Origin of the sequence: Agrococcus jejuensis (genome assembly GCF_900099705.1) — a bacterium.
In the GTDB taxonomy this organism is placed as follows: domain Bacteria; phylum Actinomycetota; class Actinomycetes; order Actinomycetales; family Microbacteriaceae; genus Agrococcus; species Agrococcus jejuensis.
The window spans coordinates 1,498,149-1,512,385 of record NZ_LT629695.1 but is presented as its reverse complement, the minus strand read 5'-3'; the positions used below and the strand labels follow the sequence as shown (position 1 = coordinate 1,512,385).

Here is a 14,237-nt window from a genome sequence, read left to right as displayed (position 1 = left end):
GGCTGTCGCACGCCACCACCGCTTCCACGAGAGGACCCCACCATGCGCGCAGTCGTGCACGACACCTTCGGCGAGCCCGCCGACGTCCTGACGGTCGCCGACCGCCCCACCCCCGAGCCCGGCCCCGGCAAGGTGCGCCTGCGCATCGTGCTGTCGCCCATCCACAACCACGACCTGTGGACCGTGCGCGGCACCTACGGCTTCGTGCCCGACCTGCCCGCCGGCTCGGGCACCGAGGCGCTCGGCGTCGTCGAGGCCCTCGGCGAGGGCGTGGATGCGCTCGCGATCGGCGACCGCGTCGTGACCGGCGGCACGTTCGGCGCCTGGGCCGAGCAGGTCGTCGCGAACGCCGCCGGCCTCATCCCCGCGCCCGCCGGCGTGCCCGACGAGGCTGCCGCGCAGCTCGTCGCGATGCCGTTCAGCGCCATCTCTCTGCTGCACTCGCTCGACCTGCAGCCTGGGCAGTGGATCGTGCAGAACGCCGCGAACGGCGCCGTCGGCCGCATGGTCGCGCAGCTCGCGGTGGCCCGCGGCATCCGCGTGCTCGGCCTCGTGCGTCGCGCCGAGGGCGTCGACGAGCTGCGCGAGGCCGGCATCGGCGACGTCGTCGCGACCGACGCCGACGACTGGCGCGAGCGCGTCGAGGCGATCACGGGTGGCGAGCCGATCGTCGCGGGCGTCGACTCCGTCGGCGGCGCGTCGGCGCAGGACGTGCTGTCGGTGCTCGCCGAGGGCGGCGAGCTCGTGGTGTTCGGCGCCATGGCGTCGCCGGTGCTCGAGCTGCGCTCGGGCGACCTCATCTTCAAGCAGGCGACGGTGCGCGGCTTCTGGGGGTCGGTCGTGAGTCGCACGATGGATGCCGACACCCGGCGCGCGCTGTTCGGCGAGCTCGGCGAGCGCCTCGCGTCGGGTGCGCTCACGCTGCCGGTGTCGAGCATCCACGGCCTCGACGACGTGCAGGCCGCCGTCGAGGCGAGCCTGACGCCGGGCCGCGTCGGCAAGGTGCTGCTGCGCCCCTGACGGACACGAGATGACGCTGAGCGGGCCGCCGAGGGGGATCTTCCCTCGGCGGCCCGCTCAGCGTCACGCGGTGGCGGCGACTCAGACCGCGCCCTCCGCGATGATCGCGTCGAGCTTGGCGTAGCCGTCGTTGACGCCCACCTCCATGCCGCTCTGCAGCCACGCGTCGCGGCCCTCGAACGAGTCGACGAGGCTCGTGGCGTGCAGGCGCGTGCGGCCGTCGCCGAGGTCCTCGAACGTGAGGGTCTCGAGCGCGACGCCCGGGGCGCCGAGGAACTCGAAGGTCTGCACGATGCCCGTCTCGGACACGTCGTGGAACGTGCCGCGGAACCCGTACTCCTCGCCCTCGTGCACGTGGGTCATCGCCCACGCGCCGCCCGACACCGCATCCCAGCGGTCGATGCGCACCTGCGTGCCCTCGGGCCCGTTCCAGCGGGCGTAGAGGTCGGGGTCGGTGTGCGCCGTGAGCAGCTGTGCGGGCGTCGCGTGGAAGTCGCGCGTCATGCGGATGAGCGGCACGGCGGGGTCGGCGGTGATGGTGGCGTCCATGGTGGTCTCCTGATCGTGAGCGGGCGGCCGGTCGGCTCAGGCCCGGGGTTCGGTGGTGTCGTCGTCGGATGCGGTGGCTGCGGCATCGGCCGCGCGCAGCTCGTCGAGCACGGCGTCGAGGCGCGCGAAGCGCTCCTCCGCCTGCCGTTGGTGCCGCTCGATCCACGACGTCATGGATCCGAGCGCGTGCGCCTCGAGGTGCACGAGCCTGCGCGTGCCGTCGCGACCCTTGGTCACGAGGCCGGCGGCCTCGAGCACCCCGAGGTGCTTCGAGATCGCCTGCAGGCTGACGTCGAAGGGTGCGGCGAGCTCGCCGACGGTCGCGTCGCCGAGCGACAGCCGTGCCACGAGGGCGCGTCTGGTCGCATCCGCGAGTGCTGCGAACGCCTTGTCGAGCTGGTCGTCCATCGTCGCCTCCTTCTCAACTGATCGGTTGAGAAGAGCGTGGCACGGGGGTGGATGGTTGTCAACCGTTTGGTTGATAAGTCGGTGCTCGCTCCGTCCAGACGCCCACCTCGCTCCCTGAGGTGCGAGCGAAGCGAGCCTCGAAGGGTCCCTTGCGCTGACGTCCTTCCGGGGGCACCTTTCGAGGCTCACTTCGTTCGCACCTCAAGGAGCGGTCTGGGGGCGCACCGCGACGGATGAGGGGAGCGGTCCATGGATGGCGCGTCCTCCACCGGGGTAGAGGATGGACCCGACGGAAGGAGCGGCATGGCCCGCTGGCACCAGCGCACCACGGCGTGGGTCGGCCGCATCCGCGCGACCGGGCGACTGCCGTTCCTGCAGGTCGTGAAGATCAGCGTCGCCGCGATCGCGTCGTGGTTCGCCGCCGACGCGCTCATCGCCGAGGAGCCGCCGATCTTCGCCGTCATCGCGGCGCTCATCGTGGTGCAGCCGAGCGTCAACCAGTCGCTCGGCCGAGCGCTCGAGCGCTCGATCGGCGTCATCGTGGGCGTCGTGCTCGCGACGGGCATCTCGCTGCTGTTCGGCTCGGCGGCCTGGATCATCCTCGTCGCCGTCGTGCTCTCGGTGCTGCTCGCGTGGGCGCTGCGGCTGTCGCAGCAGACGTCGAACCAGATCCCCATCTCGGCGATGCTCGTGCTCGCGCTCGGCGCCGCATCCCCGATTTACGCGATCGACCGCATCGCCGAGACCGTGCTGGGCGCGGCGATCGCGTTCGTCGTGAACCTGCTCATCGTGCCGCCCGTGCTGGTCGAGCCCGCGCGCCGAGAGGTGAAGGCGCTCGCCGAGGAGCTCGCGCGCAGCCTCGAGCGCCTCGCAGTCGCGTCGTCCGAGCCCGTCGGCCGCGGTGCGCTGCAGGGCCACCTCGTGGAGGTGCGGCTGCTGCGTCCCATGCTCGCCCGTGCGCAGGCCGCGGTGCTCACCGCCGAGGACTCGCTCGCGCTCAACTGGCGCGGCGGACGCCATCGTGGCGAGCTCGAGGGCTACGACGCGGGACTCGTCGCGCTCGGCGTGCTCGTCACGAGGGTCTCGGGCATGACCCGCACGATGCGCGACCACTACGACGACTCGCTGCACCGCGAGCCCGTCATGGGGCAGATCGCCGCCGAGCTGCGGCGCGCGGCGCACGACCTGCGCATCCGCTACGTGCTCGCCGCTCCCGGCGACGCGGTCGCCTCCGACACCGGTCCGCTGCTCACGGCGCCGCTCGTCGTCGTGTCACCGCATCCCGAGCACTGGGTCGTCATCGGGTCGATGCTCGAGGACCTGCGGCGCGTGCACGAGGAGCTCACTGCCGAGTGATGCTGCGCCGTCACGGCACGGCCGGAGGCGGACCCTCCTCGTCGATCGCGGGGTCCGGCGCCGCGGCGTCTACCTTGCCCGCGAGATGCTCGAGCGCATCCCACAGGCGTCCGAGGTCGCCGGTGTCGTGGATGCCGTCGGGGACAGCCGTCTGATCCTGCTCGTCGGTGCTCATGCCGTCGTGCCGGGCGCGCGCTGCGGCCGGCGATCCTCCTTCGACGTCATCGGTGTCGCCAGGGAGACGTCATGAGGGAGGCGTTCGTCACGCATGGATCTGGCCGGGCGTGTCGCCGGCGGGGTGTGGGGTCGCACGTCTGGAAGACGAGCGAGCGATGCGGATGGTGACGGTCGGGGCACATCCTGCACACGCGGATGCGCCGTCAGCGGGGTCACGAGCGTGCATCCCACCCGTGGCGGCGCTGGCTGCGCATCGCGGCGGCCGCGCCGCGACGAGCGTCAGCGTGAGGCGAGCACTCGGCGCCGCGTGGCACCGTACGACGGCGCCGTGCGCGGCGCTCGGCGGCGCTCGGCGGCGGTGCCGCGGCGCTCGATCGCGGCGACGCCCACGCACAGCAGGGCGAGCATGCCCAGCAGCATGATCGCGATCGCCGCGTACACGACGACGCCCAGGTTCATGAGGTCCTGCGCCTGCTGCACCATGTCCATGTCCGCTCTCCTTCGGCTCGCTTCGAGCCTCGCGGCAGGAGGGGGTGCGGCGCGTCGTCCGAGAGGCTCGCGGCCGTCATCCTCGGGGATGATCTGCGGCGACGCCAGGGTGCGACGCACGTCGGCGGCCGTGGCTACCGTGGTCGGCATGCAGCAGCGCATCAGCCTCATCACCCTCGGCGTGCACGACCTCGCCCGCGAGCGGGCGTTCTACGAGGCGCTCGGGTGGGCGGATGCGCAGCAGCCCGACGGCGAGGTCTGCTTCTTCCAGGCGGGCGGCATGGCGTTCGGGCTGTGGACGCGGCTGGGCGGGCACGGGGCGCCGGGCATCGAGATCGCCCACAACGTGCGCACGCCCGACGAGGTCGCGGCGGTGCTCGCCGAGGCCGAGGCCGCCGGCGGGTCGATCGTGCGGCCCGCCGAGGTGGCGGAGTGGGGCGGCACGTCGGGCGCGTTCGCCGACCCCGAGGGCTACGTGTGGGAGGTCGCGCACAACCCGGGTTGGACGATCGCCGCCGACGGGTCGATCACGATCTGAGGCGGCCGCGGCGTCAGCGCTGCGTGCGCGCCTCGATGGCGTCGAGCGCATCCTGCGTCACGGCGACCACGATGTCGGCCCAGCGCTGGTCGGCGGCGACGACCTTCGCGACGTACGGGCACACGGGCATGACGTGCAGGCCGTCGGCGCGCGTGGCGTCGAGGGCCGCGACCACGAGCTCGCGGCCGAGCCCCTGCCCGGCGTAGGCGTCGTCGACCTTCGTGTGGAAGAAGACGCGCGCGCCCGCCACCTCCACGAAGTACGCTCTGCCCGCGACGACGCCCGCGTCGTCGACGATCTCGAACCGGTCTCCGGCCTCACCCTTGCGCACGCTGCTCATGCCTCGACCCTGCCACCGGTCGCGGTGCGCGCGCACCCCCTGGCGCGCGCGCCGGCGGGGGGCGCCGCGCATCGGCGGCGGCGCGTCGCCGGCCCGTGCGCGCGTGGCGCATCCGCCGACTGTCAGGATCGACGCATGACGATCGAGCCCGACGCCAAGGACTGGACCTGGGTGCTCGAGCGCCCGTGCGCCGAGTGCGGGTTCACGCCCGAGGTGCCCGACGACGAGCTGCCCGCGCGCATCCGCACGGCGGTCGGCACCGTGCACCACGCGCTGCACGACGCCGACGTGCGCGAGCGCCCCGACGCGGCGACGTGGTCGAAGCTCGAGTACGCCGCGCACGTGCGCGACGTGTGCCGCATCATGCGCGAGCGTCTCGTGTCGATGCTCGAGCACGACGACCCGACGTTCGCGAACTGGGATCAGGATGCGACCGCCATCGAGGAGGCGTACGGCGAGCAGCGCCCACCGCGCGTCGCCATCGAGCTCGACGTCGCCGCCGCCGACCTCGCCGACGCGTACGCGTCGGTGCCGGCGGATGCGTGGGAGCGCACCGGCAGCCGCTCGAACGGCTCGCGCTTCACGGTGCGCTCGCTGGGCGTCTACGCGCTGCACGACCTCGAGCACCACGCCTGGGATGTGACGAAGGGCTGACTCCGGCCTGCGGCCCCGTCCGCACCCATCGGCCCTCGCAACCGCCGTCGGGGCCGTCTCACCAGTTGGTCGAGGAGCGCGCGAGCCCTTGGGCGAGCCCGCGTCACGAGACCACGCGACCCCGTCTCCTGCCCGGCCACGCGCGCGGTCGAGTCGGGCGGGCGCGTCACGAGGTCTCGTGACGCGGAGGCGCTGCGCGCCTGCGCTCCTCGACCAGCTGTGGGGTGACGCCCTCGTCGCGCACGGGCAGGGCGATGGCGATGGCGCGAGGGGAGGGCATGGGGTCGAGCCTGCCAGCCCCTGCTCGCCGTGGGCGAACGCCCTGGCGGGAATGCCGCATCCCGCCCATGCGTCGTACTTGAGCGTAGGGCGCTCACATTCACGGTGGGCCGCCCGACGAGCCACCTGAGGAGGCAGCATGCCCCAGTTCACCGGTCCCAGCGGATCGTTCGACGACTTCCTCGCGCGACTGCGGCAGGCGCAGGGCGCCGGCCGTCAGGTCGACGTCTCGCGACTGCTCACGCGTCGCGCCGCCACGATCCTCGCCCGCGCCGTCGAGCGCGCCCGCGAGCACGGCCACCAGGACGTCGACGCCCTGCACCTGCTGCAGGCGACCGTCGCGCACCCGCAGGTCGCCGAGGCCATCCGCGCCGCCGGCGCCGACACCGACGCCATCGAGTCGGCCGCCGAGGAGCGCCTGCCCGCCGAGACCGAGGCGAGCGAGACGCCCTCGGTGCTCACGGCGAGCGCGCAGCGCGTGCTGCGCGACGCGTACCAGGTCGCCCGCGCGAACGGCGCGAGCTACATCGACCCCGAGCACCTGCTCTTCGCGTTCCTGCTCGCGCAGGACACGGTCGGCGGACGCATCCTCGACGCCGCGGGCGTGAACCAGGAGTCGCTGGGTCGCGCGATGGCGGAGGCGCAGCGCGAGCAGCTCGAGGGCCGCGAGCCCGCGACGAGTCGCGACGGCGAGCCCATCGACGCCGACTCCACCACCCCGACGCTCGACCAGTACGGCATCGACCTCACGGCCCGCGCCGAGCGCGGCGAGATCGACCCCGTCATCGGCCGCGCCGACGAGATCGCGCAGACGATCGAGATCCTCGCGCGCCGCACGAAGAACAACCCCGTGCTCATCGGCGAGGCCGGCGTCGGCAAGACGGCGATCGCCGAGGGCCTCGCGCAGGCCATCGTCGCCGGCACGGTGCCGCCGCAGCTCGCGGGCAAGCGCGTCGTGTCGCTCGACATGACCGCCATGGTCGCCGGCACCCGCTACCGCGGCGACTTCGAGGAGCGCATCGGCACGGCGATGGACGAGATCGCCGCCAACAAGGACGACCTCGTCGTCTTCATCGACGAGCTGCACACGATCCTCGGCGCCGGCGGCGGCGAGGGCGGCATGGATGCGGCGAACATCCTCAAGCCGCGGCTCGCGCGCGGCGACCTGCACATGGTCGGCGCGACGACGCTCGCCGAGTACCGCCGCATCGAGAAGGATGCCGCGCTCACGCGCCGCTTCCAGGCGGTGCACGTGGCGGAGCCGTCGGTCGACGATGCCGTCGCGATCCTGCAGGGCATCCGCTCGGCCTACGAGGAGCACCACGCCGTGCGCTACACCGACGACGCCATCCGCGCGGCCGTCGACCTGTCGCACCGCTACGTCACCGACCGCTTCCTGCCCGACAAGGCCATCGACCTCGTCGACCAGGCCGGCGCGCGCCTGCGCCTGCGCCTCGGTGCGACCGTCGACGTCGAGGCCCTCGAGGCCGAGCGCACGACGCTCGAGGCCGACAAGGATGCGGCGATCGCCCGCGAGGACTACGAGGAGGCGTCGCGCCTGCGCGACCGCATCCTCGCGGTGCAGGCGCAGCTCGACGGCGACGCCCCCGCGGTGCCCGCCGACGATGCCGTCGTCGACGTGGCGCAGATCGCCGAGGTCGTGAGCCGTGCGACGGGCATCCCCGCCGCGTCGCTCGGCGACGACGACCGGCAGCGCCTCGCCCGCCTGGGCGACGAGCTGCACGAGCGCGTCGTCGGCCAGGACGACGCCGTCGACGCCGTCGCGCGCGCCGTGCGGCGCTCGCGGTCGGGCATGGGCGACGAGACGCGCCCCATCGGCTCGTTCCTCTTCCTCGGCCCGACGGGCGTCGGCAAGACCGAGCTCGCGAAGACCCTCGCGGCGTCGCTGTTCGGCGACGCGTCGGCGATGGTGCGCTTCGACATGTCGGAGTTCGGCGAGCGCCACACGGTCTCGCGGCTCATCGGCGCCCCTCCCGGGTACGTCGGCTACGACGAGGCGGGCCAGCTCACCGAGCGCATCCGCCGCCGCCCGTACTCGGTGGTGCTGCTCGACGAGATCGAGAAGGCGCACCCCGACGTGCTGACGCTGCTGCTGCAGGTGCTCGAGGACGGCCGTCTCACCGACGGCCAGGGCCGCACGGTCGACTTCCGCAACGCCGTCGTCATCATGACGTCGAACGTGGGGTCCGAGACGCTCGCGAGCCGGTCGGGCGCCATGGGCTTCGTCGCGCACGGCGGCTCGGGCTTCTCGGCCGACGAGCTGCGCGCCCGCGTCATGGGGCGCCTGCGCGAGGCGATGCGCCCCGAGCTCATCAACCGCATCGACGAGATCGTGCTGTTCGGTGCGCTCGAGCGCGAGCAGCTGCACGCGATTGTGCACATGCTGCTGGGCCAGACGTCCGCGCGCCTCGAGCGGCAGGGCATCCGCATCCACGTCGACGACGCGGCGATCGCGTGGCTCGCCGAGCACGGGTACGAGCCCGAGCTCGGTGCGCGCCCGCTGCGCCGCCTCATCCAGCGCGAGGTCGACGACCGCGTCGCCGACCTGCTCGTGGCCGGCTCGGTCGGCGAGGGCGGCGCCGTGGCCGTGACGGCGGAGGCGGATGCGCTCGTCGCGACCGTCGCCGCGCGCGGGCACGCCGAGGATGCGAGGATCGCAGCATGAGCGACGCGACCAGCACCACGGCGGCCGAGACCGCAGCCCAGGGCATCACGATGTTCGGCGCCGAGTGGTGCCGCGACTGCCGCCGCACGAAGGCGCAGCTCGACGGGCTCGGCGTGCCCTACCGGTACGTCGACCTCGAGGCCGAGCCCGACGCCGTCGAGGTGGCGCGCGAGATCTCGGGCCGCACGCAGATCCCCGTCGTCGTCTACCCCGACGCGACGCACCACGTCGAGCCGTCGAACGCCGACGTCGACGCGAAGCTGCGCGAGCTCGGCATCGTCGCGGCCTGACCGCGGCATCCAGCGGCGCATGCGAGGGTGAGCGCATGCGTGCGAGCCGACGAGGGGCAGCCCCCGCCTTCGGGCGGGCGCTGCCCCTCGTCGCATGCGCGGCCGTCGCGGCGGCGCTGCTGACGGGATGCGCCGAGGGAGCGGATGCGGGCGGCGGCGTCGACCTCCTGAGCGGCGGCGGCGAGTCGGCGGGCGCGTGGCCGTCGTCGGTGCCGCGGCCCGACCTGCCGCTCATCGAGGAGACCGACCTCATCATCGCCTTCTCGGCGACCTACGACCTGCAGGGTGGCTCGGTCGACGACTACGCCGCCGAGCTCATGGCCGACGGCTTCGCCGAGCAGGGCGCGTCGACGTACGGCGACGGCAGCCACGTCGTGCTGCTGGAGGTCGAGGGCGACCGCCTGTTCGTGACGATCACCGACGCCTGACGCTGGGCGTCGTGGTGGGTCAGCGCGGCTGACCCGACGGCGCGTACCCGAACGGCTGACCGACGACGCCGTACGGGGCGCCCGCCTGCGGCGCGGCGCCGAACCCGGGCGCCGGCACGACGAGGCCGGGGGCGAGCAGCGGCACCGAGCCCGGCTGCTCGTATCGCAGGCCCTCGACCTTCGACGGCAGGAAGCCGATGACGAGCACGGCGACGCCGCCCGTGACGGGAGCGAGCGCCATGAACCAGCCGCTGAGCCCCGCGTCGTGCAGGCGTCGCGCGCCGAGCGCGTACGTCGGCACCATGAGGGCGAAGGCGATGACGAAGAGGGGCAGCATCGCGACGATGGAGCCGAGCATCCATCCGATGATGTCGATCGGCATCGTCGACGAGCCCGTCGAGCCGACGCTGCTCGCCGACACGGCGTATCCGATCGTCGACGCGATCTGCCCGACGAGCGTCACCATGAGCGGCACCGTCGCGGCGAGCACGACGACGTTCGTGAACAGCTGCGTCCACCAGAACTCGCTGCGGCTCGCGCGGCCCGTGAAGGTCGCGTACTTGCGGAAGAGCCGCGAGACCGACTGGCGGAACGTCGCGCCGTAGATGGGCTGGTCGAGCGGCACGGCGGCGCCAGGGGTCGGGATGGCCATGCCGCCATCCTCGCCCGATCCACCTGGGAGTCGGCGGCGGACTTCTGGGGCGTCTGATCCGTCGCCGCGCGGCTTGGGGTCGCGCCCCCGTGCTGCTGGTCGAGGAGGCCCCGAGCCGCAGGCGAGGAGCCGTCACGAGACCTCGCGACGTGCTCGCTCGACGCGACCATGCGCACGGCTGGGCAGGAGCCGCGAGTCGCGTGGTCTCGTGACGCGTGCTCGCCCTTCGGGCTCGCGCGCTCCTCGACCAGCTGGTGGGGCGGCGGTTCCCCGGTCAGCGACCGCGGAACGTGGGCGTGCGCTTCTGCTGGAACGCGGCGAAGCCCTCGACGTAGTCGTCGGAGCGCGCCAGTCGCGCCTGCGCCCGCGTCTCGTGCGCCATCGACCGCCACAGGCCGAGGCGCTCGTCGCGCAGCTCGCGCACGAGCTCCTTGGATGCGCGGAACGCGAGCGTCGCACCCTGCGCCGCGTGGGCGGCGGCGGCGCGCGTCGCATCCAGCACCTCGTCGTCGGGCAGCGCCTGCGAGAACAGCCCGGCGGCGACGGCCTCCGCGCCGGTCATGAGCCGACCCGAGTAGACGAGGTCGAGCGTGCGGTGGGTGCCGAGGCGCTCGACGAACAGCGCGTGGCCGCCCGAGTCGAGCGTCGCGCCGAGGTTCGCGAACGGGCTGCCGATCTTCGCCGACTCCGCGACGTAGACGACGTCGGTCGCGACGAGCAGGCCGAGGCCCACGCCGAGGCACGCGCCGTGCGCCGCCGCGAACGTGGGCGCGGGGAAGGCGCTGAGGTGCTCGAGCAGCGGCTGCACGCGGTGGCCGAGGAAGCCCTGGACGTCGTCGGTCGCCGGGTCGACCTCCGAGATGTCACGGCCGGCGCAGAACGACGGACCCTCGCCGCGCAGCACGAGCGCGCGCACGCCCGCCGACTCCGCGTCGGCGACCGCCATGGCGAGGTCCTGGATGGCCGTCTCGTCGAGCGCGTTGCGGCGCTGGGGTGCGTCGAGGGTGATCTCGGCGACGTCGTGCTCGATGGTGAGGTCGATCATGCTGCTCCTTCGCGCTCGCATCCATCCTCTCGTGCTGGGCGAGGGGATGCGAGGCTCAACGGCCGTATGGCTGCTGCTGCGTGGGCTGGCCCGGCTGGCCGGGCTGGCCGGAGGGCGGCTGGCCGTACGGCGCCTGCCCGTACGGTGCGGGCTGCTGCCCGTACGGCGCCTGTCCGTACGGAGCCTGCTGCCCGAACGGCGCGCCAGGCCCGAGGTCGGGCTTCGACGGGAGGAATGCCATGACGAGCGGCACGATCGAGCCGCCCGGCACGAGGCACAGCAGCATGAGCCACCCCGAGAAGCCGGCGTCGCGGATGCGTCGCGCACCGATCGCGTACGACGGCAGCGTGAGCGGCAGCATCAGCACGACCATCACGATGGTGGGAAGCAGGATCGCGGGCAGGATGCGCGCGACCTCGGGTGTCGGGTGCGACGCGGCATCCCAGATCGCGACGCCCGCGATCGCGAACGCGACGATCATCACCACGAAGACGTAGATGCCGAGCACGAGCTGCGGCCACCAGTACTCGCCGCGGCTCGCGCGGCCGCCGAACGCGACGTAGCCGCGGAAGAAGCGGCCGACGGCCGCGCTGAAGCCGATGCCGTGCACGGGCACGCCGATGGGGACGCCTGCTGCCGGGGAGGTCATGCGACGATCCTCGCGCGGATGCACTGGACGCGCGGTGCGAAGGTCGACGACGGCGCAGCCGTCGTCGACCGCGCGTCAGCTGTCGTCGTCGACGACGCGTCAGCCGTCGTAGTCGACGACGACGCGCTCGCCCTTCGGATGCGACTGGCACGTGAGCACGTAGCCGCGGTCGATCTCGTCGGGCTCGAGCGCGTAGTTCTCGGTCATCGACACGCTGCCCTCGACGACGCGCGCCCTGCACGTGCCGCACACGCCGCCCGCGCACGCGAACGGCACGTCCTGCCGCACGCGCAGCGCCGCGTTGAGGATCGACTCGTTCGCCGCGACCGGGCTCTCGACGCTCGCCGACTGGCCGTCGAGCGTGAAGTCGAGGCGCCACGTGGGCTCGCCCTTGCGCACGTCGACCGGGCGGCCAGCATCCCCCTCGACGCGCTCCGGTCGGCCCGTCGTGAACAGCTCGAAGCGCACGTGGCTCGCGTCGACGCCGCGTGCCTCGAGCACGTCTCGGCACAGCTGCACCAGCTCGAACGGCCCGCACAGGAACCACTCGTCGACCGTCGCGGGCGGGATGAGGGCGTCGAGGATGCGGCCGAGGCGCTCCTCGTCGATGCGGCCGGACAGCAGGGGAGCGGTGCGCTGCTCGCGCGTGAGCACGTGGTGCAGCGCGAGGCGGCCGCGGTAGCGGTCCTTGAGGTCGGCGAGCTCCTCGACGAACATCACGTCGAGCTGCGAGCGGTTCGTGTAGACGAGCGTGAAGCGCGAGTCGTCGGCCGACCCGAGCACGCGGTGCGCCATCGCCATGAGCGGCGTGATGCCGCTGCCCGCGGCGATGCCGACGACGTGGGTGCCCGCGAGCTCGTCGAGGCCCGACGTGAACGTGCCCTGTGGGCTCATCACGTCCACGGCCGTGCCCGGCTCGAGCGTCTCGTTCGCCCACGACGAGAAGACGCCGCCGAGGTCGCGCTTGATCGCGACCGACACGGATCCGGGGGTCGGCGGGCGGCAGATCGAGTACGAGCGACGCACCTCGCGGCCGTCGATCGTGGCGCGCAGGGCCACGTGCTGGCCCGCGACGTAGTCGTACTGGCCGTGCAGCTCGGGCGGCACCGCGAACGTCACCTCGACGCTCTCGGCCGTGAGCGGGCGCACGTCGGCGACCTCGAGGCGGTGGAACTGCCCGCGACGCGTGCGCGGCGGCGTGAGGTTCTGCGCGGCCATCAGAGCACCTTGAAGAAGTCGAAGGGCTCGAGGCACGAGCGGCACTCGTAGAGCGCCTTGCACGAGGTGGAGCCGAAGCGGGCGAGCTCGCGCGTGTCGAGCGAGTCGCAACGCGGGCACTTCACGGCCATCGTCAGGCGCACGGGGCCGTCGAGATGCGGCGCCTTGCCGTTGGGCGGGGCGATGCCGTAGCGGCGCAGCTTCGCGCGGCCGTCGGCGCTCATCCAATCGGTCGTCCACGCCGGCGTGAGCGTGAAGTCGACGCGCACGTCGCCGTAGCCGGCGGCGGTGAGCTGCAGCACGACGTCGTCGCGCATCTGGTCGATCGCGGGGCAGCCCGAGTAGGTGGGCGTGAGCACGACGTGCGCAGCGCGTCCGTCGCTCGCGACCGAGCGCAGCACGCCGAGGTCGGCGATCGTGAGCACGGGCACCTCGGGGTCGGTCACCTGGGCGGCGACCTCCCACGCGGCACGGCTCGACGCGTCGCCCGCGGCCTCGGGCGTCGCGGCGCGGGCGGCGAGCGCGGTCACCACGTCGCCCCCGGGTGCGAGCGCGCGAGCACCTGCATCTCGGCGAGCAGGTAGCCCAGGCGCGTCGAGTGGCTGCCGCGGCGCCCGCCCGCCATCGACGGCTCGACGCTCGGCGTCTCGAGGCCTGCGGCGTCGAGGATCGCCTGGATGCGCGCCAGCACGGGCTCGCGCAGGGTCGAGGGGCGCACGGCGACGCCCTCGAGCCGATCGATCACCGGCTCGTCGCGGAACAGCTCGTCGACGAACGGCCACACGTCGACGAGCGACTGCTGGATGCGCTCGTGCGAGAGCTCCGTGCCGCCGCCGAGGCGCAGCATCCACTGCACGGCGTGGTCGAGGTGGTACGCGACCTCCTTCACCGACTTCGTGGCGATCGCCGCGAGCGCGGGGTCGGCGGAGTCGGCGAGGCGACGGTAGAGCTCGAGCTGGAACGCGGATGCGACGAGCTGCCGCGCGATCGTGTCGCCGAAGTGCCCGTTCGGCGCCTCGAAGAGCCACGCGCTGCGGAAGGCGGGCTCGTCGCGCCAGTACGCGAGGTCGTCCTCGGTGCGACCGTCGGCGGTGCCGGCGTAGCGCAGGAACGAGCGGGCGTGGCCGAGCACGTCGAGCCCGATGTTGCCGAGCGCGACGTCCTCCTCGAGCTCGGGGGCGCGCGAGATCCACCAGCCCAGCTGCTGGGCGAGGATGAGCGCGTCGTCGCCGAGCCACATGGCGTACTCGGCCGTGTCGGGCGTCGCGACGGCGCCGTCGGCGCCCGCGAGCTCGACGCTGAGCGCGAGCTCGTCGACGCTCACGTCGCCGTGCGTCTCCTCGCCCTCGACGCCCGTGCTGATGTCGTGGCTCATCGCGTCACCGCCCATCCGGTGATTGGCGACTCCTGCCACCGATTGGCGACTTCATCCGTGCCGAAGTCGCCAATCACTCCGGTC

At 73.3% G+C, this 14,237-nt stretch carries 18 protein-coding genes; 7 read left to right on the top strand and 11 right to left on the bottom strand.

All coding sequences use genetic code 11. From position 1 onward, the window contains the following. The first annotated feature begins 42 nt into the window (after positions 1-42). Positions 43-1,020 (top strand): zinc-binding dehydrogenase, encoded by a 978-nt coding sequence (locus tag BLQ67_RS07035; protein WP_092503700.1) that lies wholly within the window; start codon positions 43-45, stop codon positions 1,018-1,020. Positions 1,021-1,101: 81 nt separating this feature from the next. On the opposite strand, the gene BLQ67_RS07030 is transcribed toward BLQ67_RS07035, so the two are convergent. After that, positions 1,102-1,569, bottom strand: a complete 468-nt coding sequence (locus BLQ67_RS07030; RefSeq protein WP_092503698.1) for an SRPBCC domain-containing protein — start codon at positions 1,567-1,569, stop codon at positions 1,102-1,104. A gap of 36 nt (positions 1,570-1,605) precedes the next feature. Continuing rightward, positions 1,606-1,977 (bottom strand): ArsR/SmtB family transcription factor, encoded by a 372-nt coding sequence (locus BLQ67_RS07025; RefSeq protein WP_092503696.1) that lies wholly within the window; start codon positions 1,975-1,977, stop codon positions 1,606-1,608. Between the two features lie 303 nt (positions 1,978-2,280). Between BLQ67_RS07025 and BLQ67_RS07020 the strand changes: the two genes are divergently transcribed. Then, entirely contained in the window at positions 2,281-3,333 is a 1,053-nt protein-coding gene (locus BLQ67_RS07020; protein WP_092503694.1) for an FUSC family protein, read from the top strand. Between the two features lie 10 nt (positions 3,334-3,343). On the opposite strand, the gene BLQ67_RS16340 is transcribed toward BLQ67_RS07020, so the two are convergent. Both BLQ67_RS16340 and BLQ67_RS07015 read right to left on the bottom strand, forming a co-directional pair. Next, entirely contained in the window at positions 3,344-3,508 is a 165-nt protein-coding gene (locus BLQ67_RS16340; protein ID WP_157674705.1) for a hypothetical protein, read from the bottom strand. A 281-nt stretch (positions 3,509-3,789) separates the two neighbouring features. Beyond that, entirely contained in the window at positions 3,790-3,999 is a 210-nt protein-coding gene (locus BLQ67_RS07015) for a hypothetical protein (RefSeq protein WP_092503692.1), read from the bottom strand. A 148-nt stretch (positions 4,000-4,147) separates the two neighbouring features. On the opposite strand from BLQ67_RS07015, the gene BLQ67_RS07010 reads away from it, so the two are divergent. Next, positions 4,148-4,537, top strand: coding sequence for a VOC family protein (locus BLQ67_RS07010; protein ID WP_092506821.1), 390 nt, complete (start codon positions 4,148-4,150; stop codon positions 4,535-4,537). 13 nt (positions 4,538-4,550) lie between these two features. Here BLQ67_RS07010 and BLQ67_RS07005 read toward each other — a convergent pair whose 3' ends face one another. Next, positions 4,551-4,877 carry a GNAT family N-acetyltransferase gene (locus BLQ67_RS07005; protein ID WP_092503690.1) on the bottom strand — a complete coding sequence of 109 codons (327 nt, stop codon included), beginning with the start codon at positions 4,875-4,877 and terminating at the stop codon, positions 4,551-4,553. Positions 4,878-5,012: 135 nt separating this feature from the next. Between BLQ67_RS07005 and BLQ67_RS07000 the strand changes: the two genes are divergently transcribed. The 4 genes from BLQ67_RS07000 (at position 5,013) to BLQ67_RS06985 (ending at position 9,214) form a co-directional block, all read left to right on the top strand. Further along, a complete protein-coding gene (locus tag BLQ67_RS07000) occupies positions 5,013-5,531 on the top strand; it encodes a DinB family protein (protein WP_092503688.1) in 519 nt (172 codons plus the stop codon). A 418-nt stretch (positions 5,532-5,949) separates the two neighbouring features. Then, positions 5,950-8,496: an ATP-dependent Clp protease ATP-binding subunit gene (locus tag BLQ67_RS06995; protein ID WP_092503686.1), complete on the top strand. Its 2,547-nt coding sequence runs from the start codon at positions 5,950-5,952 to the stop codon at positions 8,494-8,496. Then, a complete protein-coding gene (locus BLQ67_RS06990) occupies positions 8,493-8,786 on the top strand; it encodes a glutaredoxin family protein (RefSeq protein WP_092503684.1) in 294 nt (97 codons plus the stop codon). Before BLQ67_RS06995 ends, BLQ67_RS06990 begins: the two co-directional genes overlap by 4 nt. A 35-nt stretch (positions 8,787-8,821) precedes the next feature. Continuing rightward, a complete protein-coding gene (locus BLQ67_RS06985) occupies positions 8,822-9,214 on the top strand; it encodes a hypothetical protein (RefSeq protein WP_092503682.1) in 393 nt (130 codons plus the stop codon). A gap of 19 nt (positions 9,215-9,233) precedes the next feature. On the opposite strand, the gene BLQ67_RS06980 is transcribed toward BLQ67_RS06985, so the two are convergent. The 6 genes from BLQ67_RS06980 to paaC form a co-directional block, all read right to left on the bottom strand. Beyond that, on the bottom strand, positions 9,234-9,866 hold the full coding sequence (locus BLQ67_RS06980) for a DUF805 domain-containing protein (RefSeq protein WP_092503680.1): 633 nt from the start codon (positions 9,864-9,866) through the stop codon (positions 9,234-9,236). 274 nt (positions 9,867-10,140) lie between these two features. Beyond that, on the bottom strand, positions 10,141-10,911 hold the full coding sequence (locus tag BLQ67_RS06975; RefSeq protein WP_092503678.1) for an enoyl-CoA hydratase/isomerase family protein: 771 nt from the start codon (positions 10,909-10,911) through the stop codon (positions 10,141-10,143). Between the two features lie 55 nt (positions 10,912-10,966). Further along, on the bottom strand, positions 10,967-11,560 hold the full coding sequence (locus BLQ67_RS06970) for a DUF805 domain-containing protein (RefSeq protein WP_092503676.1): 594 nt from the start codon (positions 11,558-11,560) through the stop codon (positions 10,967-10,969). A gap of 99 nt (positions 11,561-11,659) precedes the next feature. Next, positions 11,660-12,778 (bottom strand): 1,2-phenylacetyl-CoA epoxidase subunit PaaE, encoded by a 1,119-nt coding sequence (gene paaE / locus BLQ67_RS06965; RefSeq protein WP_092503674.1) that lies wholly within the window; start codon positions 12,776-12,778, stop codon positions 11,660-11,662. Beyond that, positions 12,778-13,308: a 1,2-phenylacetyl-CoA epoxidase subunit PaaD gene (gene paaD, locus BLQ67_RS06960; RefSeq protein WP_197674639.1), complete on the bottom strand. Its 531-nt coding sequence runs from the start codon at positions 13,306-13,308 to the stop codon at positions 12,778-12,780. Before paaD ends, paaE begins: the two co-directional genes overlap by 1 nt. Beyond that, positions 13,305-14,153: a 1,2-phenylacetyl-CoA epoxidase subunit PaaC gene (gene paaC, locus BLQ67_RS06955; protein WP_092506819.1), complete on the bottom strand. Its 849-nt coding sequence runs from the start codon at positions 14,151-14,153 to the stop codon at positions 13,305-13,307. Before paaC ends, paaD begins: the two co-directional genes overlap by 4 nt. Between the last annotated feature and the right edge of the window lie 84 nt (positions 14,154-14,237).

What these genes read in the sequence shown, in the direction of transcription:
- BLQ67_RS06995 (WP_092503686.1), top strand. Translation starts at nt 5,950, where the DNA reads ATGCCCCAGTTCACCGGTCCCAGCGGATCGTTCGACGACTTCCTCGCG.
- BLQ67_RS07020 (WP_092503694.1), top strand. Translation starts at nt 2,281, where the DNA reads ATGGCCCGCTGGCACCAGCGCACCACGGCGTGGGTCGGCCGCATCCGC.
- BLQ67_RS06985 (WP_092503682.1), top strand. Translation starts at nt 8,822, where the DNA reads ATGCGTGCGAGCCGACGAGGGGCAGCCCCCGCCTTCGGGCGGGCGCTG.
- BLQ67_RS16340 (WP_157674705.1), bottom strand. Translation starts at nt 3,508, where the DNA reads ATGAGCACCGACGAGCAGGATCAGACGGCTGTCCCCGACGGCATCCAC.
- BLQ67_RS06980 (WP_092503680.1), bottom strand. Translation starts at nt 9,866, where the DNA reads ATGGCCATCCCGACCCCTGGCGCCGCCGTGCCGCTCGACCAGCCCATC.
- BLQ67_RS07000 (WP_092503688.1), top strand. Translation starts at nt 5,013, where the DNA reads ATGACGATCGAGCCCGACGCCAAGGACTGGACCTGGGTGCTCGAGCGC.
- BLQ67_RS07005 (WP_092503690.1), bottom strand. Translation starts at nt 4,877, where the DNA reads ATGAGCAGCGTGCGCAAGGGTGAGGCCGGAGACCGGTTCGAGATCGTC.
- BLQ67_RS06975 (WP_092503678.1), bottom strand. Translation starts at nt 10,911, where the DNA reads ATGATCGACCTCACCATCGAGCACGACGTCGCCGAGATCACCCTCGAC.
- paaE (WP_092503674.1), bottom strand. Translation starts at nt 12,778, where the DNA reads ATGGCCGCGCAGAACCTCACGCCGCCGCGCACGCGTCGCGGGCAGTTC.
- BLQ67_RS06970 (WP_092503676.1), bottom strand. Translation starts at nt 11,560, where the DNA reads ATGACCTCCCCGGCAGCAGGCGTCCCCATCGGCGTGCCCGTGCACGGC.
- paaC (WP_092506819.1), bottom strand. Translation starts at nt 14,153, where the DNA reads ATGAGCCACGACATCAGCACGGGCGTCGAGGGCGAGGAGACGCACGGC.
- BLQ67_RS07025 (WP_092503696.1), bottom strand. Translation starts at nt 1,977, where the DNA reads ATGGACGACCAGCTCGACAAGGCGTTCGCAGCACTCGCGGATGCGACC.
- BLQ67_RS07010 (WP_092506821.1), top strand. Translation starts at nt 4,148, where the DNA reads ATGCAGCAGCGCATCAGCCTCATCACCCTCGGCGTGCACGACCTCGCC.
- BLQ67_RS06990 (WP_092503684.1), top strand. Translation starts at nt 8,493, where the DNA reads ATGAGCGACGCGACCAGCACCACGGCGGCCGAGACCGCAGCCCAGGGC.
- BLQ67_RS07035 (WP_092503700.1), top strand. Translation starts at nt 43, where the DNA reads ATGCGCGCAGTCGTGCACGACACCTTCGGCGAGCCCGCCGACGTCCTG.
- BLQ67_RS07015 (WP_092503692.1), bottom strand. Translation starts at nt 3,999, where the DNA reads ATGGACATGGTGCAGCAGGCGCAGGACCTCATGAACCTGGGCGTCGTC.
- BLQ67_RS07030 (WP_092503698.1), bottom strand. Translation starts at nt 1,569, where the DNA reads ATGGACGCCACCATCACCGCCGACCCCGCCGTGCCGCTCATCCGCATG.